The 24,227-nt window shown below is 63.8% G+C and carries 22 protein-coding genes and 1 pseudogene; 16 read left to right on the top strand and 7 right to left on the bottom strand.

Features of this window, described 5'->3' with window-relative positions; translation table 11 throughout:
- Positions 1 to 7: 7 nt before the first annotated feature.
- Positions 8 to 811, bottom strand: coding sequence for an FCD domain-containing protein (locus EJ076_RS11830; protein WP_126067947.1), 804 nt, complete (start codon positions 809 to 811; stop codon positions 8 to 10).
- A 209-nt stretch (positions 812 to 1,020) separates the two neighbouring features.
- Here EJ076_RS11830 and EJ076_RS11835 point away from each other — a divergent pair, with 209 nt between their 5' ends.
- From EJ076_RS11835 to glcF, 4 genes are all read left to right on the top strand, one after another.
- A complete protein-coding gene (locus tag EJ076_RS11835) occupies positions 1,021 to 2,343 on the top strand; it encodes a DUF3422 family protein (protein WP_126067948.1) in 1,323 nt (440 codons plus the stop codon).
- A gap of 146 nt (positions 2,344 to 2,489) precedes the next feature.
- Positions 2,490 to 3,986 carry an FAD-linked oxidase C-terminal domain-containing protein gene (locus EJ076_RS11840; RefSeq protein WP_109670003.1) on the top strand — a complete coding sequence of 499 codons (1,497 nt, stop codon included), beginning with the start codon at positions 2,490 to 2,492 and terminating at the stop codon, positions 3,984 to 3,986.
- 66 nt (positions 3,987 to 4,052) lie between these two features.
- Positions 4,053 to 5,258, top strand: a complete 1,206-nt coding sequence (glcE, locus tag EJ076_RS11845) for a glycolate oxidase subunit GlcE (protein WP_126067949.1) — start codon at positions 4,053 to 4,055, stop codon at positions 5,256 to 5,258.
- Positions 5,259 to 5,269: 11 nt separating this feature from the next.
- Positions 5,270 to 6,595, top strand: coding sequence for a glycolate oxidase subunit GlcF (gene glcF / locus EJ076_RS11850; RefSeq protein WP_126067950.1), 1,326 nt, complete (start codon positions 5,270 to 5,272; stop codon positions 6,593 to 6,595).
- A 15-nt stretch (positions 6,596 to 6,610) separates the two neighbouring features.
- Here glcF and EJ076_RS11855 read toward each other — a convergent pair.
- Both EJ076_RS11855 and EJ076_RS11860 read right to left on the bottom strand, forming a co-directional pair.
- Positions 6,611 to 7,530 (bottom strand): annotated as a pseudogene (locus EJ076_RS11855) (bifunctional 5,10-methylenetetrahydrofolate dehydrogenase/5,10-methenyltetrahydrofolate cyclohydrolase).
- 270 nt (positions 7,531 to 7,800) lie between these two features.
- A complete protein-coding gene (locus tag EJ076_RS11860; RefSeq protein WP_109669994.1) occupies positions 7,801 to 8,541 on the bottom strand; it encodes a L,D-transpeptidase in 741 nt (246 codons plus the stop codon).
- 213 nt (positions 8,542 to 8,754) lie between these two features.
- On the opposite strand from EJ076_RS11860, the gene EJ076_RS11865 reads away from it, so the two are divergent.
- Entirely contained in the window at positions 8,755 to 9,393 is a 639-nt protein-coding gene (locus EJ076_RS11865) for a DNA-3-methyladenine glycosylase I (RefSeq protein WP_126067951.1), read from the top strand.
- Between the two features lie 28 nt (positions 9,394 to 9,421).
- Here the strand turns inward: EJ076_RS11865 and EJ076_RS11870 are convergent, their stop codons facing one another.
- The gene (locus EJ076_RS11870) at positions 9,422 to 9,676 is read right to left on the bottom strand and encodes a hypothetical protein (RefSeq protein WP_109669990.1); all 255 of its coding nucleotides are present in this window, start codon (positions 9,674 to 9,676) and stop codon (positions 9,422 to 9,424) included.
- A gap of 256 nt (positions 9,677 to 9,932) precedes the next feature.
- Here EJ076_RS11870 and hisS point away from each other — a divergent pair, with 256 nt between their 5' ends.
- The 5 genes from hisS to EJ076_RS11895 all read left to right on the top strand — a co-directional run bounded on the left by hisS (position 9,933) and on the right by EJ076_RS11895 (position 16,695).
- Complete coding sequence (gene hisS, locus EJ076_RS11875; RefSeq protein WP_126067952.1) at positions 9,933 to 11,429, top strand: histidine--tRNA ligase; 1,497 nt, start codon at positions 9,933 to 9,935, stop codon at positions 11,427 to 11,429.
- A 181-nt stretch (positions 11,430 to 11,610) separates the two neighbouring features.
- Positions 11,611 to 12,732 carry an ATP phosphoribosyltransferase regulatory subunit gene (locus EJ076_RS11880; RefSeq protein ID WP_126067953.1) on the top strand — a complete coding sequence of 374 codons (1,122 nt, stop codon included), beginning with the start codon at positions 11,611 to 11,613 and terminating at the stop codon, positions 12,730 to 12,732.
- Positions 12,729 to 13,430: an ATP phosphoribosyltransferase gene (gene hisG, locus EJ076_RS11885; RefSeq protein ID WP_126067954.1), complete on the top strand. Its 702-nt coding sequence runs from the start codon at positions 12,729 to 12,731 to the stop codon at positions 13,428 to 13,430. The genes EJ076_RS11880 and hisG overlap by 4 nt, the downstream gene beginning before the upstream one ends.
- A gap of 196 nt (positions 13,431 to 13,626) precedes the next feature.
- Complete coding sequence (locus EJ076_RS11890) at positions 13,627 to 15,399, top strand: AMP-binding protein (protein WP_126067955.1); 1,773 nt, start codon at positions 13,627 to 13,629, stop codon at positions 15,397 to 15,399.
- Between the two features lie 192 nt (positions 15,400 to 15,591).
- Positions 15,592 to 16,695, top strand: coding sequence for a calcium:proton antiporter (locus EJ076_RS11895; RefSeq protein ID WP_126067956.1), 1,104 nt, complete (start codon positions 15,592 to 15,594; stop codon positions 16,693 to 16,695).
- Between the two features lie 48 nt (positions 16,696 to 16,743).
- Here the strand turns inward: EJ076_RS11895 and EJ076_RS11900 are convergent, their stop codons facing one another.
- Positions 16,744 to 17,652, bottom strand: coding sequence for a LysR family transcriptional regulator (locus EJ076_RS11900; protein ID WP_126067957.1), 909 nt, complete (start codon positions 17,650 to 17,652; stop codon positions 16,744 to 16,746).
- Between the two features lie 101 nt (positions 17,653 to 17,753).
- On the opposite strand from EJ076_RS11900, the gene EJ076_RS11905 reads away from it, so the two are divergent.
- The gene (locus EJ076_RS11905) at positions 17,754 to 18,278 is read left to right on the top strand and encodes a hypothetical protein (RefSeq protein WP_126067958.1); all 525 of its coding nucleotides are present in this window, start codon (positions 17,754 to 17,756) and stop codon (positions 18,276 to 18,278) included.
- A gap of 25 nt (positions 18,279 to 18,303) precedes the next feature.
- On the opposite strand, the gene EJ076_RS11910 is transcribed toward EJ076_RS11905, so the two are convergent.
- Both EJ076_RS11910 and EJ076_RS11915 read right to left on the bottom strand, forming a co-directional pair.
- Positions 18,304 to 18,978, bottom strand: coding sequence for a TetR/AcrR family transcriptional regulator (locus tag EJ076_RS11910; RefSeq protein ID WP_126067959.1), 675 nt, complete (start codon positions 18,976 to 18,978; stop codon positions 18,304 to 18,306).
- 114 nt (positions 18,979 to 19,092) lie between these two features.
- Positions 19,093 to 20,037 (bottom strand): nucleoside hydrolase, encoded by a 945-nt coding sequence (locus tag EJ076_RS11915; RefSeq protein WP_109669972.1) that lies wholly within the window; start codon positions 20,035 to 20,037, stop codon positions 19,093 to 19,095.
- A gap of 101 nt (positions 20,038 to 20,138) precedes the next feature.
- On the opposite strand from EJ076_RS11915, the gene EJ076_RS11920 reads away from it, so the two are divergent.
- The 5 genes from EJ076_RS11920 to EJ076_RS35180 all read left to right on the top strand — a co-directional run bounded on the left by EJ076_RS11920 (position 20,139) and on the right by EJ076_RS35180 (position 24,226).
- Positions 20,139 to 21,146: a 2OG-Fe(II) oxygenase family protein gene (locus tag EJ076_RS11920; protein WP_126067960.1), complete on the top strand. Its 1,008-nt coding sequence runs from the start codon at positions 20,139 to 20,141 to the stop codon at positions 21,144 to 21,146.
- 93 nt (positions 21,147 to 21,239) lie between these two features.
- Positions 21,240 to 22,097 (top strand): ABC transporter substrate-binding protein, encoded by an 858-nt coding sequence (locus EJ076_RS11925; protein WP_126067961.1) that lies wholly within the window; start codon positions 21,240 to 21,242, stop codon positions 22,095 to 22,097.
- A 137-nt stretch (positions 22,098 to 22,234) separates the two neighbouring features.
- Positions 22,235 to 23,176, top strand: coding sequence for an amino acid ABC transporter permease (locus EJ076_RS11930; protein WP_126067962.1), 942 nt, complete (start codon positions 22,235 to 22,237; stop codon positions 23,174 to 23,176).
- Positions 23,173 to 23,979, top strand: a complete 807-nt coding sequence (locus EJ076_RS11935; protein ID WP_126067963.1) for an amino acid ABC transporter ATP-binding protein — start codon at positions 23,173 to 23,175, stop codon at positions 23,977 to 23,979. Before EJ076_RS11930 ends, EJ076_RS11935 begins: the two co-directional genes overlap by 4 nt.
- Before the next feature lie 97 nt (positions 23,980 to 24,076).
- Entirely contained in the window at positions 24,077 to 24,226 is a 150-nt protein-coding gene (locus tag EJ076_RS35180) for a hypothetical protein (RefSeq protein WP_164548610.1), read from the top strand.
- The last annotated feature ends 1 nt before the right edge of the window (position 24,227 follow it).

Here is a 24,227-nt window from a genome sequence, read left to right on the forward strand (position 1 = left end):
TCGATAGCTAGGAGCGTTTGCGTGCAGGTTCGGTATCGGTGGCGTCGACGCGCTGTTTCAGCCTCAGTCGCGAGACGCGCTGCCAGTCGCCGCTGCGCTCGGCCTCAGCCATCGACCGTTCGACATAGGTGATGTGGTCCATCGCTGCTTGCCGGGCAGCGGCCGGGTCGCCGGCCTTCACCGCCGCATGGATTGCCCGGTGCTGCGCAAGCAGCGCCTCGCGCGCGCCGGGCACGGTGAACACCAAGAGCCGGTTCTGGAACACGCCTTCCGACAACAGCCGATAGCAGGAGCGCAGTGTGTGCAAAAGGATGATGTTGTGCGCGCATTCGCAGATCGCATGATGGAACTCGACGTCGATTTCAGCCTCGTCATCGAAGTCGCCGGTCCGGTGCGCATCGTCCATGCGTGCCATGATCTTGTCGAGCAGCGCCATGTCGTCTGACGTGGCGCGCCGCGCAGCGTATTCAGCCGCCACCCCTTCGATCTCGCGGCGGTATTCCAGATAGTCGGTCACAGCCTTGCGGTGCATCGAGATCAGGTCCGTCACCGGCTTGGTGAACAGCTGGCCTATGACATCGGCGACATGCGTGCCACCACCCGGCCTCGTCGTCAAAAGGCCGCGCCCTTCGAGCGCCTTCAGTGCGTCGCGCAGGATCGGCCGCGACACGTCGAACTGGCGTGCAAGCTCGCGCTCGCCCGGCAACCGGTCGCCGGTGCGCAGCACGCCTTCGAGGATGAGGCTCTCGATCTGCTGCACCACCTCGTCGGCGGTGCGCGAATGCTCGATCCTGGAAAAAATATCGCTCAACTCGATGCCTGGAAAGTGAACCGGTGGGGCGCAGGATAAAGCCTGCGTCGCCAACTGGTCAAATTATTTATCCAATTGGCCGAAGCGTGTCGAATTTGCCGCCTGGCGTCATATCATCTTCGGCTAAACTTTGCTGTTTGCGTCATCCGGCCATTGGCTCTAGAGGGACGCGAGTGCAAGAGGGTTCAAAGAAACCCGGGGGACAAGCCGTGTCAGACGACCCGTCCAATCTCGAATTCCAGCCGCGCGCCAAGGGCAGCGTCATGGGATTTCCCGCGCATGAGGGCCGGCCCGGCGCGCTCGGCGAGGTCCATGCCCGGCCGCATCCGCTCATCGAAAAGCCGCGCGTCCTGGTGCAACTCGCCTTCATGACCGAGGGCGGCTCCGGCGTCGACATGGCCGTGCTTTCCGAACTGTCGCGACGCCTCGGCATCGCCGCACCCGACCGCCAGGCTCGCCACCACGCTATGAAATGGGGCAAGGGCTCGCTGCGCTGGGAGCGGCACACCGAATTCTCGACCTATCTGTGGGAAGGGCCGCTCTCCGAAAGCGGCAGGACGCAGGAGGATTTGCCCTTCGGCAACGGGTTTTCTCCCCCGGGAACAGTCATCTCCGGCATCCGGCTCGAAATTCGCAAGTGGACGCAAGCGAGCGAGCGGCTGATCGCCGGCTTCGATCCAACCAGCCTGTGCTACTCGCTGGTCGAGCGCGGCAACGCCGCCATCGTCACCGATTTCCGCCAGGATGGCGACGGCATGACGCGCATGCTGGTGCTCGATCGCGGCCTGACCCCGGCGCGCACCGGCGCGCTATCGCAACGGCTGATCGACATCGAAACCTACCGCACGTTGGCCATGCTCGGCCTGCCGCTGGCCCTGAACTTGTCCGGCCGCGCTCGCCGCATCGAGGACCGGCTGGCGCAAACCACGCTGGAGATGAAAGTCACTGAGACCCGCGACAGTCAGACCTTGCTGGCCGACCTGACCGAGCTTGCCGCGGAGTTGGAGGCGGACGCGGCGTCGAGCCTCTATCGCTTTGGCGCCAGCCGCGCCTATGACGGCATTGTCGTCGAGCGGCTGGAAGCGCTCGAGGAAGAAGCCGTGCCCGGCTACGACACCTGGGGTGGTTTTTTGCAGCGTCGCGTAGCACCCGCCATGCGCACCTGCCGCTCGGTCGAGGAGCGGCAAGCCAATCTCTCGCGAAAACTGACCCGCGCCACGACGCTGCTGCGCACCTGGGTCGATGTCGAGGTCGAGAAGCAGAACCGCGACCTGCTCGCCTCGATGAACAACCGCGCCCGCCTGCAATTGCGCCTGCAGCAGACTGTCGAAGGCCTCTCGGTCGCCGCCGTCTCCTATTACGTCGTCGGCCTCATCGGCTATGTCGCCAAGGGCGCCTCGATCTTCGGCCATGCCTTCGCACCGGAGGTCATCACCGCCGCTTCGGTGCCGGTCGCCATCCTGCTGGTCTGGTGGGGCGTGCGTCGCGTGCGGCGGATGCATTCCGAACCCGGCAAGCTGGCGGGCGAATAGCAGAACAGGCAGACGAGGCAGCGGCAGATTGCCGCTGCGGAAGCCTGTCTCGACCATGAGGCTGGTTTCCCCACCCAGGCAGGATTTGCAACCGACGCGCTTCACTGGTAAAAGATTTTGACCAGTCAAGCGAAACGAGGCTGTTGATGTCCGGCCTAGCCATGCCGAAACCAGACGACGCCACGATGCGCCGGCGCGACGAGATCGTCGCCGACATGCGCATCATCGTGCCGGGCGAGGGCGTCGTCGACGCCGCCAATTCCATGCGCGCTTTCGAGAGCGATGGCCTGACCGCCTATCGGCAGCTGCCGCTCGTTGTCGTTTTGCCGCAAACGGTGGCGCAGGTTTCGCGCGTGCTGAAGTACTGCAACGAGCGCAACATCCGCGTCGTGCCGCGCGGCTCCGGCACCTCGCTGTCGGGCGGCGCGCTGCCGCTCGAGGACGCGGTGCTGCTGGTCATGAGCCGCTTCAACCGCATCCTTGCGATCGATTTTCCCAATCGCACCGTCGTCGCGCAGCCGGGCGTCACCAATCTCGGCATCACCACCGCCGTCGAGCAGGAGGGCTTCTACTACGCCCCCGATCCATCCTCCCAGATCGCCTGCTCGATCGGCGGCAATGTCGCGGAGAATTCCGGCGGCGTGCACTGCCTGAAATATGGCCTCACCGCCAACAATGTGCTCGGTATCGAGATGGTGTTGATGAGCGGCGAGGTGGTGCGGCTCGGCGGCAGCCATCTCGATGCGGAAGGTTATGACCTGCTCGGCGTCATGACCGGCTCGGAAGGTCTGCTCGGCGTCGTCACCGAGGTCACCGTGCGCATCCTGAAGAAGCCGGAGACGGCACGTGCGCTGCTGATCGGCTTTCCTACCAGCGAGCAGGGCGGCCAGTGCGTCGCCGACATCATCGGCGCCGGCATCATCCCAGGCGGCATGGAGATGATGGATCGACCGGCGATCCACGCGGCGGAAGATTTCGTCCATGCCGGCTATCCCCTCGATGTCGAGGCGCTGCTGATCGTCGAACTCGACGGGCCGGGGGTCGAGGTCGATCATCTGATCGGCCTTGTCGAGGCCATCGCCTACAAAAACGGCTCGACCACCTGCCGCATATCGCAGTCCGAGCAGGAGCGGCTGAGCTTCTGGGCCGGCCGCAAGGCGGCATTCCCAGCGGTCGGCCGCATCTCGCCCGATTATTACTGCATGGACGGCACCATTCCGCGCAAAGAGCTGCCGCGCGTGCTCGCCGGCATGCGCGAGCTGTCGGAGAAATACGGCCTCGGCGTCGCCAATGTCTTTCATGCCGGCGACGGCAATCTGCATCCGCTGATTCTCTACGATGCCAACGTGCCGGGCGAACTCGACAAGGCCGAAAGCTTTGGCGCCGACATATTGCGGCTCTGCGTCAAGGTCGGCGGCGTGCTCACCGGCGAACACGGGGTGGGCGTGGAAAAACGCGACCTGATGCCGGAAATGTTCACCCAGGTCGACCTCGACCAGCAGATGCGCGTCAAATGCGCCTTCGATCCCAACCACTTGCTCAACCCGGGAAAAGTGTTCCCGCAGCTGCGCCGCTGCGCCGAACTTGGCCGCATGCACATTTCCGGCGGCAAGCTGCCGTTTCCGGACATTCCGAGGTTTTGAGATGATGGCGCCTCAGAATGAAGGTTCCTCTTCCCCGCTTCGCTGGGCGAGGAACAGGGGTCGACCATGACCACCTTCACTCCAACCACGTCGGAAGAAGTCCTGTCCGCCGTCGCCTGGGCTGTGGCGGAAGAATCGCCGCTCGAAATCCTCGGCCACGGTTCCAAGCGCGGTATCGGCCGGCCGCAACAGAGCGAACACACGCTCGACCTGTCGAAACTCTCGGGCGTCACGCTGTATGAGCCCGCTGAACTGGTTTTGTCGGCCAAGGCCGGCACGCCGCTGGCCGACATCGAGAAGCTGCTGGCGGAAAACGGCCAGCAACTCGCCTTCGAACCGATGGACTACGGCCCGCTGCTCGGCGGCGAGCCGGGAAAAGGCACGATCGGCGGCGTGCTCGCCGCGAACCTCTCCGGCCCGCGCCGGTTGAAGGCGGGTGCTGCGCGCGACCATATCCTCGGCATCAATGTGGTGTCCGGGCGTGGCGAGGCCTTCAAGTCCGGCGGCCGCGTGGTCAAGAACGTCACCGGCTATGACATGTCCAAGCTGATGGCCAACAGCTGGGGCACGCTGGCCGTGTTCACCGACGTCACCTTCAAGGTGTTGCCCGCCGCCGAGACCGAAGTCACGCTTGCCATCCGTGGCCTGCTCGACGACGCGGCTGCCGCCGCCATGGCCATGGCGCTCGGCTCGAGTGCTGAAGTGTCGAGTGCCGCCCATCTGCCGGAGCGGATCGCCGCGCGCGTCGCCGGCGGCAGTCTCGGCAACGATGCCGCCACGCTGCTGCGTGTCGAGGGCTTCGGCCCGTCGGTCGCCTATCGCATCGCCGCGCTGAAAACGCTGCTCGGCAAGGCCGGGCCGCTGGAGGAGATTGCCGGCGAAGCCTCGCGGCTGATCTGGCGCGATGTGCGCGATTGCAGGCCCTTCGCCGACAACAGCGAGAAACCGGTCTGGCGCGTTTCGATGACGCCGGGAGAGGGCCACCAGATGGTCCTGACGCTGCGCATGCAGGCCGCCGTCAGCGCCTTCTATGACTGGCAGGGCGGGCTTGTGTGGCTGCGCATGGAAGAGGGCGACCCGGAAGCCGCTCTGCTGCGCGGGCTGTTAAGGAAACATGGCGGCGGCCATGCGACGCTGGTGCGCGCGGCACCCTCGCATCGCGCCGCCTTGCCGGTGTTCGAGCCGCAGCCGCCCGCGCTGGCAGCACTCAGCGAGCGCCTGAAGCAGGAATTCGACCCCAAGAACATCCTCAATCCCGGTCGAATGGCTTAGGATCCAACGCGATGCAGACCAATTTTTCGCTTGCTCAACTTGCCGATCCGCATGTCGCGGAGTCGGAAAAGATCCTGCGCAAATGCGTGCATTGCGGCTTCTGCACCGCGACGTGCCCGACCTATGTGACACTGGGCAACGAGCTCGATTCACCGCGCGGGCGCATCTATCTGATCAAGGACATGCTGGAGAACGGCCGTCCGGCCGACAAGGAGATCGTCACCCATATCGACCGCTGCCTGTCCTGCCTCGCCTGCATGACGACATGCCCGTCGGGCGTCAATTACATGCATCTGGTCGACCATGCCCGCGCCCATATCCAGGAGACCTACAAGCGGCCGCTGCTCGACCGCCTGACCCGCACCATGCTGGCCTTCGTGCTGCCCTATCCCGCACGCTTTCGCGCGGCACTCAGACTGGCGAAACTGGGCAAGCCGCTCATCGGCCTGTTCGACAAGGTCCCGGCGCTGAAGCCGCTCGGCGCCATGCTCAGGCTCGCCCCGACCTCGATCCCCATGGCCTCGCCGATGGCCTCTCCTGGCGTCCATGCCGGGCAGGGGGCGAAAAAGGGCCGCGTCGCCATCCTCACCGGTTGCGCGCAGTCGGTGCTCGATCCCGCCATCAACGACACGACGATTTCGCTGTTGACGCGGCTCGGCGTCGAGGTCGTGGTGCCGCAGGGCGAAGCCTGTTGCGGCGCGCTGGTCCATCACATGGGGCGGGAACAGGCCGCGCTTGCCTCGGCCAGACAGAATGTCGACGCCTGGACGCGCGCCATCGACCAGGGCGGTCTCGATGCCATCGTCATCACCGCGTCCGGCTGCGGCACGACGATCAAGGACTATGGCTTCATGCTGCGTCTCGAGCCGGCCTATGCCGACAAGGCCGCGCGCGTCTCGGCACTGGCCAAGGACATCACCGAATATCTCTCGACACTCGATCTGCCCGAACCGGTGCGCAAGGCGGGCACGGTGGTCGCCTATCACTCGGCCTGCTCGATGCAGCACGGCCAGAAGATCACCCGCCAGCCGAAGGAGCTGCTGGCCAAGGCCGGTTTCATCGTGCGCGAGCCGCGCGAAGGTCATCTGTGCTGCGGCTCCGCCGGCACCTACAACATCCTGCAGTCCGAGATTTCGGCCAAGCTGCGCGATCGCAAGGTGAAAAACATCGAGGCGACGGGTGCCTCGATCGTCGCCACCGGCAACATCGGCTGCATCACGCAGATCGCCTCCGCCGCGAAGCTGCCGGTGGTTCATACGGTAAAACTGCTCGACTGGGCCTATGGCGGGCCAAAGCCGGAAGGTGTTCTGGAAGAGAGCCTGATCGCCGCGGAATAGTGCGCCCGTCCCGGCCTACTCCGCCGCGAGCCTGTCGGCCGTGCCGTAGGTCGCCTCATAAAGCGCGCGCTGGCGGCTGAGCGCCACCATCGTGTTGCGAAGCAGGATGGCGACCGTGATCGGCCGACGCCGCCCGGCACCGGCGTGATCCATGAGGCGACCTCGCGCACGCTTTCGGTGTCGACGTCGCCGACGATGCGGCTGGAGCCGTCAGGGCCGATTTCGGAATTGATGCCGATGTCGATGACGGCAGCGCCCGGCTTGACCATGTCGGCCTTGATCAGCCTTGGCTTGCCGACGGCAACGAACAGCGCGTCGGCGCGCCGCGCATGCGCGGCAACCGATCGCGTCATGTGGTGGCAGACCGTGACTGTCGCGCCTTCGCTCATCAGCAGGAAGGCAATCGGCTTGCCGACGATTTCCGAATGGCCGACGATGACGACCTCCAGCCCCTTGAGATCAAGGCCGGTCTCCTTCAGCAGCTCGACCGACGCGGCCGCCGTGCAAGGCGCGAGGTCGAGCTGGTTGTAGACGATGTTGCCGATCGAGGCCGGATGCATGCCTTCGACATCCTTGAGCGGGTGCACCGCCGCCTGCAGCATCCTGACCGGGATGTGCGCCGGCACCGGTCGCTGGATGATGATGCCGGTGACGCGCGGGTCGGCATTCAGGCCATGGATCGCCGCTTCCAGTTCGCCTGACGTGATGGTGGCGGGAAAGCGCCGTTCCTCGAAATCGATGCCGGCCAGTTGTGCCTTGGCGCGCTGGTTGCGCACATAGACATCCACCGCAGCGGTGTCGCCGACGGTGATCGAGATCAGCTTGGGCGGAAATCCCTCGGCTTTGGCAATCGCGGCGTCCTCACGGACGGCGGCGATGATGCGCTGGGCAACCGGGCCGCCCTTGAGATAGCGGCTGTCTTCGGACAGGGACATGGTGGACTCTTTTATGGAACGTTGCCGCCGACATAGCAAAAGAACATCGACAAGGGCAGCATGAAAGCGAACCGTCATGCCTCCTGCGCGACGTGTCGCTCTGACATTGTGTCGCTAACCGTCAGGCTCCGATCAAAACGGAAAGGGCAGCGCGGTTTCCCGTGCTGCCCTTCCTGACTGGCCGCATCCCCATACGGCCCGTCCCCCGTTATCCCTATACTGGCCTCGAAAAGCGGACTGCTTTGCCGGCCAAGTGATTCGCAAGAACTATCATATCACCTCGACCGTGGTTCCGACATTGACCCGTTCATAGAGGTCGACGACGTCCTCGTTGCGCATGCGGATGCAGCCCGAGGACACCGCGCCGCCGATCGTCCACGGCTGGTTGGTGCCGTGGATGCGGTACTCTGTCGTGCCGAGATAGAGCGCGCGGGCGCCGAGCGGGTTCTCCATGCCGCCGGCCAGATAGGTCGGCAAATAGCGACCCTTGGCGGCTTCGCGCTTGATCATCTCCGCCGGCGGGCGCCAGTCCGGCCACTCACGCTTGTTGGTGATCTTGTGCGTGCCCGACCACTCGAAGCCTGGCTTGCCGGTGCCGACGCCGTAGCGCCGTGCCTTGCCGTTCTTCTCGACCAGGAAGAGGAAATTCTGGGTGGTGTCGATAACGATCGTGCCCGGCTTTTGCGCGCCGTCATAGGCAACTTCCTGCGGCAGGTAGATCGGGTTGATCTGCGGGCGCATGACCATGCGCTTGGCCGGCGGCTGCACCGCTGCCGTCTGGACCTGGTCGGGCTGCGCCTGGCGCAGGCGCGGCTGCTGTTGCTGCACGACCTGGCGATTCTGCCGGACGATGCCGGGCGCATGGCCAAGCTGCAGCACCCAGGGTGCGGAAAGGTCGGGACTGACCATCACCGGCGGCCTATCGGCATAGCGGTCGCCGGCGGTTGAGGGTGTGACGCCGGCGGCAAACACAGCCACGGCGCCGAGCACGGGAAACAGAACTGTCTTCATCGGAACGCACCTTGATCGTCTGATACAACGGGTGGAAACGTCCTCCCGGTTCGGCGATCATTGGCGCGCAAGCAGCAACCGAAGCATGAATCGGAATGCGTAAAATGCGCAAGTGTCAGTAAACCTTTTGGTGTGGTTACCGCCGGGTTCAGGAATCTGGTAAAGCCGCAGTAAATGCAGCGCAAAAGCGCATTAACGAACGGATTTTGGCTTATGGACAAGGAAAACACCGGCCTGCTCGCCGGTCCCGATGGTGTCGCCCGCTGCTTCTGGCACGGCAATCTGCCGGACTATCTATACTACCACGACCATGAATGGGGCCGGCCTGTCGCCGATGACCGCAGGCTGTTCGAAAAGATCTGCCTCGAAGGCTTTCAGTCGGGCCTGTCGTGGCTGACCATCCTGCGCAAGCGGGAGAATTTTCGCGAGGCCTTTGCCAATTTCGAATTCGACAAGGTCGCCGCCTTCACCGACAAGGATGTCGAACGCCTGCTCGGCAATGCCGGCATCATCCGCCATCGCGGCAAGATCGTCTCGACCATCAACAACGCCAAGCGCGCCCGCGAAATGGCCGATGAGTTCGGCTCGCTGGCCGCCTGGTTCTGGAAGTTCGAACCCGGCAAGGACGAGCGGCCGGTGATCGTCGATCTCGCCCATCTGCGCGCCAACCCGACCACGGCGGTCTCGGTGCGGATTTCGAAGGAGTTGAAGAAGCGCGGTTGGAGCTTCGTGGGCCCCACCACGGTCTACGCCTTCATGCAGGCGATGGGTCTGGTCAACGACCACCTCGAGGGCTGCGTCTGCCGCAAAGAGGTCGAGAAGGAGCGGAGGGCCTTCAAAAGGCCGAAGTAGCCCCTCTGCTTCCGGTGAAGCGGGTAATTCAGGTCCCGTTGGCGCTGGCCAGCATCAGGCCGGCGACGATGGCCACCACCGTGGCCACGGTCGGATAGATCACCAGCAGGCCGGTCATCAACGCGTCGCGCATGGACGGACCCCTGCCGGTGTCGGCGGGTATTTCGAACGGGCCGGCAGCCTGGCTGACCATTTTCGGGGCGTGGATGTCGGCCGGGCGCAAGCGTGCGGGCAATTCGCCTGCATCGCCGTCGATGGCATGGAATCTTGCTGTACTGGTCATCGCCGCGAACCCCTCATTTCGGCGCGTTTATCTCTTGCGATTGTGTCGGCACGATGCCGCGCTCATGGCGGGATTGTTTCATTTTCGGTGCGGTTTTGTTTCAGAGGTGGTTGAAACGAAGGCGAGTGCTCGTGCCCATCTTGCCGAGAGAGCGGAGATGGGTGCGCCTCGGCGGCCTTGCCGCACAAAGCCGCTTCGGCTAGGACACGCGCACTCGAAACAAGTCCGCATTTATCCAACAAAAAGACCCCAGCTCATGGCCGACAAATCGGAAAAGACGAAAGCGCGGCTGCCGCGCGGTTTTGCCGACCGCAGTGCTGAAGACATCCGCGCCGTCGAGAAGATGATGGCGACGATCCGCTCGGTCTATGAGCTTTACGGGTTCGAACCTGCCGACCAGCCGCTGATCGAATACACGGATGCGCTCGGAAAATTCCTGCCCGACCAGGATCGGCCGAATGAAGGCGTGTTCTCCTTCCAAGACGATGACGACCAGTGGTTGTCGCTGCGCTATGACCTGACCGCGCCGACTGCGCGCTTCGTCGCCGAGAATTACGAGCGGCTGCCCAAACCCTATCGCAGCTATCGCTCCGGCTGGGTGTTCCGCAACGAGAAGCCCGGTCCGGGCCGTTTCCGCCAGTTCATGCAGTTCGATGCCGACACGATCGGCACGCCGGGCGTGGCCGCCGACGCCGAGATGGCGATGATGATGGCCGACGTCATGGAAGCGCTCGGCATCAAGCGCGGCGACTATGTCATCCGCGTCAACAACCGCAAGGTGCTGGACGGCGTGCTGGAGGCGATCGGCCTTGGCGGCGAGGAGAATGCCGGCCGCCGCCTGACGGTGCTGCGGGCAATCGACAAGCTCGACAAACTCGGGCCGGAAGGCGTGAAGCTTCTGCTTGGGCCGGGGCGCTGGGATGGCGGCAAGGAAGGCGAGGGCGACTTCGCCAAGGGCGCCGGGTTGAACAACGGGCAAGCCGAAGCGGTTCTTCTCGCGACGGCGAGGACCATACAGGCCGGCCAGGATTCCATGGTCAGTTCGAACGCGATCTACCAGGAAGGCGTCGGCGAACTCTCGACGATCGAAGCTCTGGTCCGGGCGGCGGGATATGGCGAGGACCGTATTGCCATGGACCGCTCCGTCGTGCGCGGCCTCGAATATTATACCGGTCCGGTCTTCGAGGCCGAGTTGCTCGCCGAAATCCCCAATGAGGACGGCCAGATCGTGCGCTTCGGCTCGGTCGGCGGCGGCGGTCGCTATGACGGGCTAGTCTCGCGCTTCCGCGGCGAGCCGGTGCCGGCGACCGGCTTTTCCATTGGCGTCTCCAGGTTGATGACGGCGCTGAAGAACCTCGGCAAGCTCGACGCCTCGGATGTGATCGCGCCGGTCGTCGTGCTGGTCATGGACAAGGACACCGACAGCCTCGGCCGCTACCAGAAGATGGTGGCGGAGCTGCGGGCCGCCGGCATCCGCTCGGAAATGTATCTCGGCGGCGCCGGCATGAAGGCGCAGCTCAAATATGCCGACCGGCGCGGCTGCCCCGTCGCAATCATCCAGGGCGGCGACGAACGCGCCAAGGGCGAACTGCAGATCAAGGACCTGATCGAAGGCGCGCGCATGTCGGCCGAGATCACAGGCAACGCCGAATGGCGCGCCGCCCGCCCGGCGCAGGTGACGGTGGCGGAGGGCGAGCTTGTCGCCGAGGTGAAGAAGATCCTGGCGGCGCAGGCCGAGGAACGGTCTAAGTGACGAGCGCCGGCCTCTCTTGTCCTTCTCCCCTTGTGGGAGAAGGTGGCCTCGCGAAGCGAGGTCGGATGAGGGGTGTTCCAGAGGACACCAACGCCTCATTCCGTCCAGCACCCCTCATCCGTCTTGGCGCTGCGCGCCAATCCACCTTCTCCCACAAGGGGAGAAGGGAAGGGCGCTTGCGATGACCTCCCGCTACCCCGCAATATCAGCCGACATCACCAACCTCTTCGCCACCCGCAACACGCATGCCGTCGATGTCGCAGTGCTGCAGCCCGCCGACCCATTCCTCGACATGGCCGGCGAGGATTTGCGCCGCCGCATCTTCCTCACAGAAAGTGAGACCGGCCAGACATTGTGCCTGCGGCCGGAATTCACCATTCCGGTCTGCCTTGATCACATAAGTTCGCAGGCCGGCACGCCGCGCCGTTATTCCTATCTCGGCGAGGTGTTTCGCCAGCGCCGCGAAGGCGGCAACGAGTTCTTCCAGGCCGGCATCGAGGATCTCGGCGACCGCGACACCGCCGAAGCCGATGCGCGCTCGCTGGCGGACGCGCATGCACTGCTGTCGCTGGTGCTGCCTGGCCAGGCGCTGGCGATCACGCTCGGCGACCAGACCATTTTCGAGGCGGTGCTGGCCGCCCTTGGTCTGCCGCGCGGCTGGCGCATGCGCCTTGCCCGCGCCTTCGGCTCGGCACCGATGCTCGAGGCGGCACTCGCCGATCTCGCCAACCCGCCGCGCAACAGCCAGCTCTCCGGCCCGGTTGCCACCCTTGTCCTCGATGGTGATCTGGAAGGTCTCTCCGCCCATATCGCTGGCGGCATGGAAGAGGCCGGCCTGTCGGCCTCCGCCGGACGCGCGCCGTCCGACATTGCCCGGCGGCTGATCGAGAAAGCCGAATTGCGCAGCGTGCGGCTGTCGAACGAGGCCTTCGCGGCGCTGAAGGGTTTTCTGGCGATCGACGTGCCGCTTAACGGCGCGGCCCAGGCGCTGGCGACCTTCGCCACCGGTGCCGGGCTTTCGCTCAATACCGCGCTGGAAAAATTCGCTGCCCGTGCCAAGGCGATCGAGGCGCATGGCTTGCCGGCTGGAAAAATTCGTTACGACGCCGCCTTCGGACGCCCGCTCGATTACTACACCGGTCTGGTTTTCGAAATCGCGGCTGACAATGGCGACCGGCCGTTGGCCGGTGGCGGCCGCTACGACCGGCTGCTGACCTTGCTCGGCGCGAAAACGCCGATCCCCGGCGTCGGCTTTTCAGTCTGGCTCGACCGCATCGAGGCGTTGCGGGAGACGGCGCCATGATCACGTTGGCGGTTCCGTCGAAAGGCCGGCTCAAGGAACAGGCGCTGGATGTGCTGGCCAAAGCCGGTCTCGCCGTGAGCCTGCCCGGTGACGAGCGCAAGTACCACGCCCGCGTCGAGGGCCTGGACAATGTCGAAGTGGTGTTCCTGTCGGCTTCCGAGATATCAGGCGAGATCGGCCAGGGTGCGGTCGATCTCGGCATCACCGGCGAGGATCTGGTGCGCGAAAACCTCGCCGACTGGGAGACCCGCGCCGAAATCGTCGCCCATCTCGGCTTCGGCCATGCCGATGTCGTGGTTGCCGTGCCCGACATCTGGCTCGATGTCGACACCATGGCCGATCTCGACGACGTCGCCGCCGATTTTCGACAGCGTCATGGCCGGCGGCTGCGCATTGCCACCAAATACTGGCGGCTGACCCAGCAATTCTTCTCGCAGAAGCATGGCATCCAGGTCTATCGCATCGTCGAAAGTCTCGGCGCCACCGAAGGCGCGCCGGCCGCGGGGCTGGCCGATGTCATCGTCGACATCACCACGTCAGGCTCGACGCTGCGCGCCAATCATCTCAAGGTGCTGGGCGATGGCCTCGTCCTGCGCTCGCAGGCCTGTCTGGTGGCGTCGCGCAAGACACGTGCGGCGACCGATGAAGCGGTCCTGCGCGATATTGCTGCGAAGATGAGCGTCCTCCCTCCCCCTTGAGGGGAGGGAGGACAACCGCCGAAGGCGGATGGACGGGTGGGGTCGTTGCGGCCGTGCTCGACGTGAGACGACCCCACCCGCCTCGCTTCGCTCGGCACCCTCCCCTCAAGGGGGAGGGGGTCGTCCAGTACCATCGACGGGATTTCCTCCATCCCGGCAGGCTGATAGGCTCGGCCAGTCCCGGGAGGAGAGAGCGATGCCAGTCAATCTCGACGAGCTGAAGAACGCCACCAATCTGCGCGGACGCGGAGCGCGCAATGGCGGCACCTTCGTCGCACCCGTCGACGGCAAGGCGCATGTCTCAGGCGAGCGCACGGTGCCGCTGCTCAACAAGACAATTCCAGCGCTGTTTTCCGACACAGCCAGCAAATATGCCACGCAAGACGCCGCCGTCTTCGTCGACCAGGACAAGCGCTTCACCTGGAGCGAACTGTCGGACACGGTGGACGCGCTGGCCGCCGGCTTCCTGGCGCTTGGCCTCGAAAAGGGCGATCGCGTCGGCATCTGGTCGCCCAACCGCTGGGAATGGCTGGTGACGCAATTCGCCACCGCCCGCATCGGCCTGATCCTGGTCAACATCAACCCCGCCTACCGGCTGACCGAACTCGAATACGCCTTGAACAAGGTCGGCTGCAAGGCGCTGGTCACGGCGGCCAAATTCAAGACCTCAGATTATCTCGGCATGATCGAGACGCTGGCGCCGGAGATCGCGAAGGCCACGCCGGGCAAGCTCAAGGCGCAAAAACTGCCTGATCTGAAGATCGTCATCCGCATGGGTGATGAGAATTCGCCAGGCATGTTCAATTTTGGTGATGTGCTGGCCATGGCCGGCCGCGACGAGCATGACAGCCTCGACCGCATTTCCGAGGGGCTGAAGCCCGGCGACGCCATCAACATCCAGTTCACCTCAGGCACGACAGGGGCGCCCAAGGGCGCGACGCTGACCCACAACAACATCGTCAACAACGGCAATTTCGTCACTGCGGCCATCAAACTGACCGTCGACGACCGGCTCTGCATCCCGGTGCCGCTTTATCATTGCTTCGGCATGTCGATGGGCACGATGGGCTGCGTGTCGAAGGGTGCCACCATGGTTTTCCCGGGCGAGGGGTTCGACCCCGGCGCCACGCTGAAGGCGGTGGCGCAGGAGCGCTGCACCGGGCTCTATGGGGTGCCGACAATGTTCGTGGCGCTGCTCGATCACCCGGATTTTTCCTCCTTCGATCTCTCCAGCCTGCGCACCGGCATCATGGCCGGCTCACCCTGCCCGATCGAGGTGATGAAGAAGGTGGTGTCGCTGATGCACATGGAACAGGTGACCATCGCCTACGGCATGACCGAGACCAGCCCGGTCTCGTTCCAGAGCGGCGTTGACGACCCGCTGGAAAAGCGCGTCTCGACGGTCGGCCGCATCCACCCGCATGTCGAGGTCAAGGCGGTCGATACCGATGGCGCCACCGTCGCCGTCGGCGCGCCGGGCGAGCTTTGCACGCGCGGCTATTCCGTGATGAAGGGCTATTGGGACGACGACGACAAGACCCGCGAAGCGATCGACACCGACGGCTGGATGCACACCGGCGACCTCGCCACCATCGATGCCGAGGGCTATTGCAACATCGTCGGCCGGGTCAAGGACATGGTCATCCGCGGCGGCGAGAACGTCTATCCGCGCGAAGTCGAGGAATTCCTCTACCGCCATCCCAAGGTCAGGGAGGTTCAGGTGTTCGGCATTCCCGACGCCAAATATGGCGAGGAGCTGTGCGCCTGGATCGTGCTTAAGCCCGGCCAGATCGCCACCGAGCAGGAGATCAGGAATTTCTGCGCCGGCCAGATCGCCCACTACAAAATCCCGCGCCACATCCGCTTCCGCAGCGAATTGCCGATGACCGTGACTGGTAAGCCGCAGAAATTCCTGATGCGCAATGCGATGGTCGAGGAGTTGGGGCTGGTGACGCAAAAGACAGCGTGAGGGGTGGGCACCTCGATTTTGTCGTTGCGCTCAATAATGCCAAGGTCGCGCGACCTTGCGGCATCTTCAGGAGCCGCGAGTAGGCATCGTTTGCCGAACGCCGGGCGATGGGCTTGCCGGCTTTGCGATGACATTGGCTGAGGGGCTCCCCACAGGCTTTCGCTAGGTTCGCAGAAACACATGGGGGCATGAATGACTGGTTTCGGACGATCGGCGATTTCCTACGCGATGCCCCTCGCTGCGCTGGCGATGGCTGTCGCGGTCAGAGCCAGCGGGCTGTCGGTGGACCAGGGTTCGCCGAGCACCAGGGTCCTTGTCGGAGCGCTTTCGAGTGCGATCATGTTCGTCACCATTTTCGTGGTGCTCGACCACGCCGAGGCGGTAGCTCGGCGGGTAGGGGAGCCGTACGGCACGCTGGTGCTGACGTTTGCCGTCACGGCGATCGAAGTGTCGATCATTGTTTCCATGATGCTGCATGGAGAGAACAACCCGACGCTGGCACGGGAGTCCGTCTTCTCGACGGTGATGATCGCATCCACCGGCGTTGTCGGCATGTGTCTCGCGCTTGGCGGCTGGCGTCATCGCAAGCAGGCCATCGTGCGGCAAGGGACCAGTGCCTATCTGGCGGTTCTGATCGCGCTGACCGTCATGACGCTCATTCTGCCGACCTACACCCAGACCACGGGTCCCGGCACGTTTTCGGCAGCCCAACTTGGTTTCGTCAGCGTCCTTTCAGTGCTGCTCTATGCAAGCTTCGTGTTCGCGCAGACCGTCCGGCACCGGGAAGACTTTATCCAGGGACAACCACACGACGTTTCGGTGCGCTCTGCCCCTCACGAGAACATCTCTGCCAGCGCTCTGCTGCTGATGGCCGGGCTGATCGGAATTGTCATGCTCGCCGAGCAGGTCGCGGCAAGCGTCGAAGATACGCTCATTGCCTACCAGGTAACCCAGGCTGACAGCATTGTGGGGGCAATGATCGCGGGGCTGGTGTTGATGCCGGAGGCCATTTCGGCGGTGCGCGCTTCACTCAACAACGAGCTGCAGCGCGGCTTGAATGTCGCGATGGGTTCGGCTTGCGCCACGATCGGCCTGACCATACCGGGAGTCGCAGCCGCCAGCCTGCTGACGGGGAGAGGAGTGACCTTGGGGCTGCCGGCTGCTGATGCGGTCCTTTTGGTCTTGGCGCTTTTCATATGCAATGTAAGCTTCAGCACTGAAAGAACGACGTTCTTGACCGGAATGGTCCATCTTGTAGTATTTTTTACTTATGTATTTCTGATATTTATACCATGAGAGCTTTGGTGCAAGCGAAGCGCCAAGGGGGCGGTATCCTTCGTTACCTCAGACCGCGGATTTGAGGTGATCGATGAAGGCGCGCAGCTTCGGCAGGACCTGGCGTTTGCCGGGATGATAGAGGAAGACGCCCGGTGTCGTGGCGGCGACGCCGTCGAGCACCGATTTGAGTTTTCCCTGGGCTATCGGACCTTCGGCGACGGGTCGCGGCACCTGTGCCAGCCCAATGCCCTGCATCGCGGCCCCGAGCAATGTCGGATAGTCGTGCGCGATCAGCGGGCCTGAGACCATCGCTTCGATCTCCCCGTTGCCGTCGACGAAGGACCAGGGCGCGATGGCGCCGTTCGAGCGGCGCAAGCGCAAGCAGGCGTGGTGGCGCAAGTCCTCGACACGCTCGGGGTGGCCGTGGTGCTCGAGATAGTCTGGGCTGCCGACGATCACGAACGGGAACGACGGCGTCAGCCGCACAGCAACCATGTCGGGCGCGATGAACTGGCCAAGGCGGATGCCGGCATCGAACCCGCCGGTGGCGAGGTCGACCATCTCGTCGCTCGCGGCGATCTCCAGTTCGATCTCGGGATAGGCCTGGCAGAACGACGCGATCACCGGCTCCAGGATCAACGGCACGACGGCGCGAGGTACGGACAGGCGCAGCAACCCGGTTGGCCGTTGGCCGACATCGCGCGCGGCCTCGCCTGCCGCGACGAGTTCCTCGAAGGCAGGGCCGGCACGATCGAAGAACCGTTGACCAGCCTCGGTCAACCCGACGCTCCGCGTCGTGCGCACGAACAGCGCCGCACCCATGCGGGCCTCCAGCGTGCGCACCGCCTGGCTCACGGCGGACGGCGTCACGCCGAGATCGGCGGCGGCACGGCGGAAGTTGCGGCGCCGGGCGACAGCCAGGAAAACCTCGACCCCCTCCAGCGCACCGTGCCGGACTGTGTAGTTCTGCTTCATAGGTTGTTGTGATTACACCGGATAGTCGAACTATGGAAGCGGGCTTAGAGGTAACTGACTGAGGCTGGGGCCGCGTGAACCAGCTGCTGACAGGAGGCCAAATGTCCACGGAAATGCTGTTTCAAACCCATCTCGTTCTAGGCTACGTCGCATGGCTGCTCTGCTTCGGCGCATACGGTCTGCCGTGGCTGAGCTCAATGGACCGGGTCGCGGCGCAGCGGGCCATCGCCACTCTGCACAGCTTCCGCTTCTTCGGGCTCGTCTTCATCCTGCCGGGCGTCGTAAGCCCCGATCTCCCAGCCAGTTTCGCCGTATTCGCCGCCTATGGTGACTTTGCAACAGGGCTTCTGGCCATGCTGGCGCTGCTCACGGTGAGGCTGCCTCGGCTCTTCTGGCTGTTCGTCGTCGCCTTCAATCTCGTCGGCACGGTCGAGCTCGTCGTCGACTATTACCACGCCATCCAGGTCGGCCTTCCTGCACACGCGGAGCAGCTGGGCGCCGCCTACGCGATCCCGATCCTCTACGTGCCGCTGTTGATGATCACGCACATCGCCGCATTCTATTTTCTACTACGTCCTCACCAGAACGCGACTCGCGCCATCGCAGATGGTGCGACTGCTTCCTAGAGCATAGGAGGTCCGTTTTCGGGTCCTAACGCCGCCCGCTCCGCATCTCCGACGGCCTCGGCGCTGTACCCGGCTCCTGGACGAGCGGTCCGAGCAGCACTTCTCCGAACAGCGGCTGGTAGCGGCGGCGCACGGCCGGATCCTCCTTGAAGGACAGCGCGTACTGGCCGATCTGGTGGAAATAGGTGATGCGCGCCCGCACGATGCTCTCGTCCTGCGAATAGCCCATGGCGCGGAACGACCGGATGAGCAGCTCGATGCGCAGATCGTCGATGTCCTTGACTTCCTGGGCGAGCTTTTTCGACGTCCGCGACCAATCGCGCACGGCCAAGTCGAGCAGCGGGCTGAAAGGGGCTTCATCCACCCAGACATGCACGATGTCGGTGAAGAATTGCAGGCCGTCTATGCCGTGGATCTCCCGCATTGCCCAGAACGGCGCGCAGTTGCTGTTGCGCCATTCCTGCAAGAGGCCGCCACGAAGGTCCGCCAGGCTGGCAAAATGGAAATAGAAGCTGCCGCGCGTGACCTTCAATTGCTGCGCCAGGCGGTCGATCTTGACCTCGCCGATGCCGCGCTTTTCCAGCACCTTGCGCGCCGCGGCGATCCAGGCCTCGCGGCTGAGCGTCTGCCGCGCCGCTTTTGATCGCGCCGCCGGTCGAGGCATTTTTTTCGGTTTCGACAGCGCGCCTTTCTCGTTCATCGGATTCGAGACCTTCGTCGCCGCGCGCAATGCGCATGGCCGATTCGCCAATCGAACCGGCCCCTGACTGCTTCGCAATTCTCCGTGTCACCGTCTATCGCCGGATACACATTTTCAGGGCAGTGCACTGATCCGCTCCAGCATCAGCGCGAAGAACGGAGCCGGATCGATCCGGCGCAGGACGTTGCAGTTCTTGCGGCGGCCGGTGACGTGCCACCAGTCGACGACGGTCATGCCTATGGTCTCGGGCGAGACGATATCGACCGTCACGGCGCACTGGCGCTGCTCGTAGATCTCGGGCGCCAGAAGGTAACCGGTGACGCACGCATCGTGGATGGGGCGCGCCGCCGTCGCGAATTTGTGGGTGCCGTATTGGCGATAGAAGTCGGCCATGTTGGCGGCCTCGATCGCCGCGCGACTGCCCGTGGCACGCAGGGCATCGAGCCATTCGGGCGTCATCAGGGCGGTGTAGGTGCAGTCGATGCCCGCCATCGTCACCGGGACGCCGCTGTCGAACACTTTGTGCGCGGCATGCGGATCGACGAAGATGTTGAACTCCGCGGCAGGCGTGGCATTGCCGCCTTGAAAAAAGCCGCCGCCCATCAGCACGACTTCGCGCAGCCGGGGGACGATTCTTGGCTCCATGGTCATGGCCATAGCCAGATTGGTCATCGGGCCGAGCGTGCAGACGGTCAACTCGCCTTCCGGCGCATCCATGATCGTGCGCACCAAGTAATTGACCGCATGCTCGCTCTGCAGCGGCGTGACGGGTTCGGGCAGATCGGCGCCATCGAGGCCTGTTTCGCCGTGAACATATTCGGCCGTGATCAGCTTGCGCACCATCGGCGCCGGGCAGCCGGCATAGACCGGCACATCGGGCCGCCCGGCCAGTTCCACGACCTTGAGCGCGTTCTTCGACGTCAGGGCGAGCGGTACGTTGCCGCCGACCGTCGTGATGCCGACCACCTCGAGTTCGGCTGGCGAACCAAGCGCGAAAAGGATCGCGAACGCGTCATCCTGACCAGGATCGGTGTCGATGATTATCTTGCGTGGTGCCATTGTGCCGCGATTTTCCCGTTGCGTTCGAAAGCCTATTGCTGAGGCGATTTGGATGTGTAGAAATACAGTACTGTATCTTATGTTCAAGACAAGGTGTTCGAATGGACGCACGCGGCGACTTTTCCGAAATTCCGATCCTCGACGTGTCGGCGCTTTACGGCAGCGACCAGGATGCGATCGCTGCGACAGCGGCGACACTGCGCCGCCATCTCGAGACGATTGGGTTCCTCTATGTCGTAGGGCACCCGATCCCGCGTGCCGACGTCGAGGCGGTTCGCGAAGCCAGCAAGCGCTTCTTCGCCCTGCCCGAGGAACAGAAACTGGCGCTGAAGATCGACAGGAATTTCCGTGGCTATCTGCCCTTTGCCGGCTCGACCATCGTGACGTCGTCGGTGGCGACCGTGAGCAAGCCGAACCAGAGCGAATCGATCTTCTTCATGCACGAGGTCGAGGCCAACGACCCCAGGGCGTTAGCCGACAAGCCGCTGCAGGGTCCCAACCAGTGGCCGAACGAGGCAGTACTCGCCGGCTTCAGGCTGACGATTGAACGCTATGTCGATGAGATGAGCACGCTGGCCCGCAAGATGGTCGGCGCCATCGCCCTTTCGCTTGGGCTCCCGACCGACAGTCTCGACCGCTATTTCGATCAACCGACGACCTTCCTGCGGTTGCTGCACTATCCGACGCAGCCCCAGGAAGAGGGGCTTTTCGGCTCGGCCCCACACACCGATTACGGCTTCATCACACTGCTCGCGCAGGACAATGTCGGCGGCCTGGAAGTCAAGAACAAGGCGGGTGACTGGGTTCCAGCGCCGCCGGTCCCGGACTCCTTTGTGATGAATGTCGGCGACATCCTGGCGCGCTGGTCGAACGACCAGTTCGTCTCGACACCGCATCGCGTCATCAACCGGTCGGGGCGCGAGCGCTATTCCCAGCCCTTCTTCTTCGACCCGTCCATGGATGAAACGATCGAAGCGCTGCCGGTCTGCGTGCCGGCCGGTAGCCAGCCGAAATATGAACCGGTGCTTTACGGCGACTATCTGATGGAGCGCATCGACAAGAACTACCACTACCGCAAGAAGAAGGCTGCGGAGGCAGCCAGTTCATAGACCGATCAATGCGCGGCTGCGTCGGTGCGGACGTGAGGCCCGGATTGGAGAGCAGACTGCAAGAAGCGTTACAATCAAAAAAGGGGAACGAAAATGAGAGCACATTCGCAGATGGCCGGTTTGGCGCTGGCCGCACTTGCCTTAGCCTGGGGCGGACCTTCGGGCGCCGCCGAGGTGACGAAATCAGCTGAGGTCCAGAAGACCGGCATGCTGACCGTCGCCAACACGCTGGACTATGCGCCGTTCGAGTATCTCGATGCCGACGGCAAGCAGACCGGGATCATCATAGAACTGGCCGGGGAGGTGGCCAAGCTGGTCGGCGCCAAGCTGGACGTGGCGCGCACGCCTTTCCCCTCGATGATACCGGGGTTGGCGGCCGGCCGCTTCAAGGTCGCCTGGGAAACGTTCTCGGCAACGCCCGAGCGGCTCAAGCAGGTCGATTTCGTCATGTTCCTCAAGGCCGGCCTGGCTGTTTCGACTTCGCCGGACAAGAAGGCGAGCTTCAGCGGCGACACCCCGCTCTGCGGCAAGCGGATTGGCGTTTCGGCAGGCAGCGCATCGGATTTCCTGGTCGACAAGCTGAGCACGGATTGCACCGGCAAGGGCCAGGCAGCCATCGAAAAATCGGTCTTCAACTCATCGACGGATATCGTCCAGGCGGTGCTGTCCGACCGCGTCGACGCCCGCATGGACGATGCGACCGCATCGAGCTATTTTGAGGTCACCAGCAAGGGCCAGCTCGTGGTGCTGCCGACCCTCTACGAAGTCGCGCCGCTCGGCATGGCGATCGCCAAGGACGACAAGGAGACCGCCGAAATGATGGTGGGCGCACTCTCCGAGCTGTTCAAGAATGGCTCCTACAAGACCATTCTCGACAAATACGGCATGGGCGCCTACGCGATCAAGGAGCCCTATTTCGTCGGCAGCATGGAGGCGCTGCGCGCCGACTGAGGCCTTGTGCGTCCATTCGGGCGCACTTTGAGACTTTGAAAGTTCGCATCGTGCTTTTCGCACGCATGCGAGAGCGACTGTCGGCGCCCGGTCTCGTATCGGGCGCCGTTTGCGGATGAGGACCAGGAGAAGCCGAGATGGGCGTGGCCCACCCTACCGAGATACGCATCGAGCCAGGCGTCGCCGAGGCGGTTTCGCGCCTGACCGTCGTGCCGCAGCGCCGCTACGGCATCTGGGTCGGCACCGCGCTGGCCCTGTTCTTGGCGTTTCTCATCATCCGGGCCTTCGCCAGCAATCCTGCCTTTGCCTGGCCGACGGTGGTGGGCTACCTGTTGCATCCCTCTGTCATGCGCGGTCTGGGCAACACCTTGATGCTGACCGCGGTGATCATGATATTGGCGATCGTTGTCGGCACGGTCATCGCCATCATGCGCGTGTCGCCAAGCCCGGTGTTGCGTTCATTCGCTGGCCTGTACGTCTGGTTCTTCCGTGGCGTACCGGCCCTGATACAGCTGATCTTCTGGTTCAACCTGTCGCTGCTCGTGCGCGAGGTCTCTTTGACCATCCCCTTTGTCGGCACGCTGTTTTCCGTGCGCACCAATGATTTCATGACGCCGTTCTTCTCCGCCGTCGTCGCCCTTTCCCTGTGCGAGGCCGGCTACATGGCCGAAATCATCAGGGCCGGCATCAAGTCGGTGCCGTCGGGCCAGGCCGAGGCGGCGAGCGCGCTTGGCATGCCTTACCGCATGATCCTGAAGCGCATCACACTGCCGCAGGCGATGCGCTTCGTGCTGCCGCCAACCGGCAACGAGGCCATCAACCTCCTGAAGATGACGTCGCTGGTGACATTCATCGCCGTCGACGACCTGTTCTATTCGGCGCAGAGCATCTATGCGCGCACCTTCGAGACGATACCGCTGCTGATCGTGGTCGCCTTCTGGTATCTCGCTGTGGTCAGCATCATGTCGGTGGGACAGCATTTCCTCGAACGCCATTTTGGTCGTAGCGACACGCGCCGCGATCCCATGACGATGCGCTTCCTGCGCAATGTCATCAGTCTGCGGGGCATTTCCCGATGAGCGACGTGAAGGACGAAAATCGCGCCCGCTTCGGCGTGCCAGCCGACTCCATGGTTTTCGCGCGCGGCGTGCGCAAATCCTACGGTCCGCTCGAGGTTCTCAAGGGCGTCGATCTCGACGTGCCCGTCGGATCGGTTGCCTGTATCATCGGCCCCTCGGGTTCCGGCAAGAGCACGTTCCTGCGCTGCATCAACCATCTCGAGAAGCTCAGCGCCGGCATCCTGCTCGTCGACAGCCAGTTCGTCGGCTACGACCTCAGGGACGACAAGCTCTACGAGGTCAAGGACGACCTGCTTTGCCAGCGACGCGCCGAGACCGGCATGCTGTTCCAGTCGTTCAACCTGTTCTCCCACATGACCGTGATGGAGAACCTGATTGAGGCACCGACGCAGGTGCGGCGCATCCCGCCGGACCAGGCAAAGGCCGAAGCGGAGATCCTGCTCCGACGCGTCGGTCTCCTGGACAAGGTCGACCGGTATCCGAGGGAACTGTCCGGCGGCCAGCAGCAGCGTGTCGCCATTGCACGGGCGATGGCGATGAAGCCGAAGGTCCTGCTGTTCGACGAGCCGACATCGGCGCTCGACCCCGAACTCGTCGGCGAGGTGTTGCAGGTCATGCGCGATCTGGCCGAAAGCGGCATGACGATGGTCGTGGTTACCCACGAGATCGGCTTTGCCCGTGAGATCGGTGATCAGCTCGTCTTCATGGATGGCGGCGTGATCATCGAACGCGGCGCTCCGCGCGAGATGATCGCCAATCCGGTATCGCCGCGAACCCGCGAGTTCCTGTCGCGAGTGCTTTGACGGCAAGAGGATCCACCAAAGAAGAAGGCGCGGGCCTCGCCCGCGCCTTCTTCGTGTTCAGGCTTTCGAAGCTTAGTTATTCCGGAAGATGCACGCCTTGGCGACGACGCCGGTAATGGCGCTACCGATCAACGGTGCTACGATGAAGAGCAGGAGCTGGCCGATCGCGGTGCTGCCGGAAAATAGCACCAGACCGATCGACCGAAAGCATCACGCCTATCAGCAAGTCGGGCACAAGGGCTATTGAC

The sequence above is a fragment of the Mesorhizobium sp. M7D.F.Ca.US.005.01.1.1 genome (assembly GCF_003952545.1).
In the GTDB taxonomy this organism is placed as follows: domain Bacteria; phylum Pseudomonadota; class Alphaproteobacteria; order Rhizobiales; family Rhizobiaceae; genus Mesorhizobium; species Mesorhizobium loti.

What these genes read in the sequence shown, in the direction of transcription:
- EJ076_RS11870 (WP_109669990.1), bottom strand. Translation starts at nt 9,676, where the DNA reads ATGACCAGTACAGCAAGATTCCATGCCATCGACGGCGATGCAGGCGAA.
- EJ076_RS11900 (WP_126067957.1), bottom strand. Translation starts at nt 17,652, where the DNA reads ATGAAGCAGAACTACACAGTCCGGCACGGTGCGCTGGAGGGGGTCGAG.
- EJ076_RS11920 (WP_126067960.1), top strand. Translation starts at nt 20,139, where the DNA reads ATGGACGCACGCGGCGACTTTTCCGAAATTCCGATCCTCGACGTGTCG.
- glcE (WP_126067949.1), top strand. Translation starts at nt 4,053, where the DNA reads ATGACCACCTTCACTCCAACCACGTCGGAAGAAGTCCTGTCCGCCGTC.
- EJ076_RS11865 (WP_126067951.1), top strand. Translation starts at nt 8,755, where the DNA reads ATGGACAAGGAAAACACCGGCCTGCTCGCCGGTCCCGATGGTGTCGCC.
- EJ076_RS11905 (WP_126067958.1), top strand. Translation starts at nt 17,754, where the DNA reads ATGTCCACGGAAATGCTGTTTCAAACCCATCTCGTTCTAGGCTACGTC.
- EJ076_RS11915 (WP_109669972.1), bottom strand. Translation starts at nt 20,037, where the DNA reads ATGGCACCACGCAAGATAATCATCGACACCGATCCTGGTCAGGATGAC.
- EJ076_RS11890 (WP_126067955.1), top strand. Translation starts at nt 13,627, where the DNA reads ATGCCAGTCAATCTCGACGAGCTGAAGAACGCCACCAATCTGCGCGGA.
- EJ076_RS11910 (WP_126067959.1), bottom strand. Translation starts at nt 18,978, where the DNA reads ATGAACGAGAAAGGCGCGCTGTCGAAACCGAAAAAAATGCCTCGACCG.
- glcF (WP_126067950.1), top strand. Translation starts at nt 5,270, where the DNA reads ATGCAGACCAATTTTTCGCTTGCTCAACTTGCCGATCCGCATGTCGCG.
- EJ076_RS11930 (WP_126067962.1), top strand. Translation starts at nt 22,235, where the DNA reads ATGGGCGTGGCCCACCCTACCGAGATACGCATCGAGCCAGGCGTCGCC.
- EJ076_RS11925 (WP_126067961.1), top strand. Translation starts at nt 21,240, where the DNA reads ATGAGAGCACATTCGCAGATGGCCGGTTTGGCGCTGGCCGCACTTGCC.
- hisG (WP_126067954.1), top strand. Translation starts at nt 12,729, where the DNA reads ATGATCACGTTGGCGGTTCCGTCGAAAGGCCGGCTCAAGGAACAGGCG.
- hisS (WP_126067952.1), top strand. Translation starts at nt 9,933, where the DNA reads ATGGCCGACAAATCGGAAAAGACGAAAGCGCGGCTGCCGCGCGGTTTT.
- EJ076_RS11880 (WP_126067953.1), top strand. Translation starts at nt 11,611, where the DNA reads ATGACCTCCCGCTACCCCGCAATATCAGCCGACATCACCAACCTCTTC.
- EJ076_RS11840 (WP_109670003.1), top strand. Translation starts at nt 2,490, where the DNA reads ATGTCCGGCCTAGCCATGCCGAAACCAGACGACGCCACGATGCGCCGG.
- EJ076_RS11895 (WP_126067956.1), top strand. Translation starts at nt 15,592, where the DNA reads ATGACTGGTTTCGGACGATCGGCGATTTCCTACGCGATGCCCCTCGCT.
- EJ076_RS11935 (WP_126067963.1), top strand. Translation starts at nt 23,173, where the DNA reads ATGAGCGACGTGAAGGACGAAAATCGCGCCCGCTTCGGCGTGCCAGCC.
- EJ076_RS11860 (WP_109669994.1), bottom strand. Translation starts at nt 8,541, where the DNA reads ATGAAGACAGTTCTGTTTCCCGTGCTCGGCGCCGTGGCTGTGTTTGCC.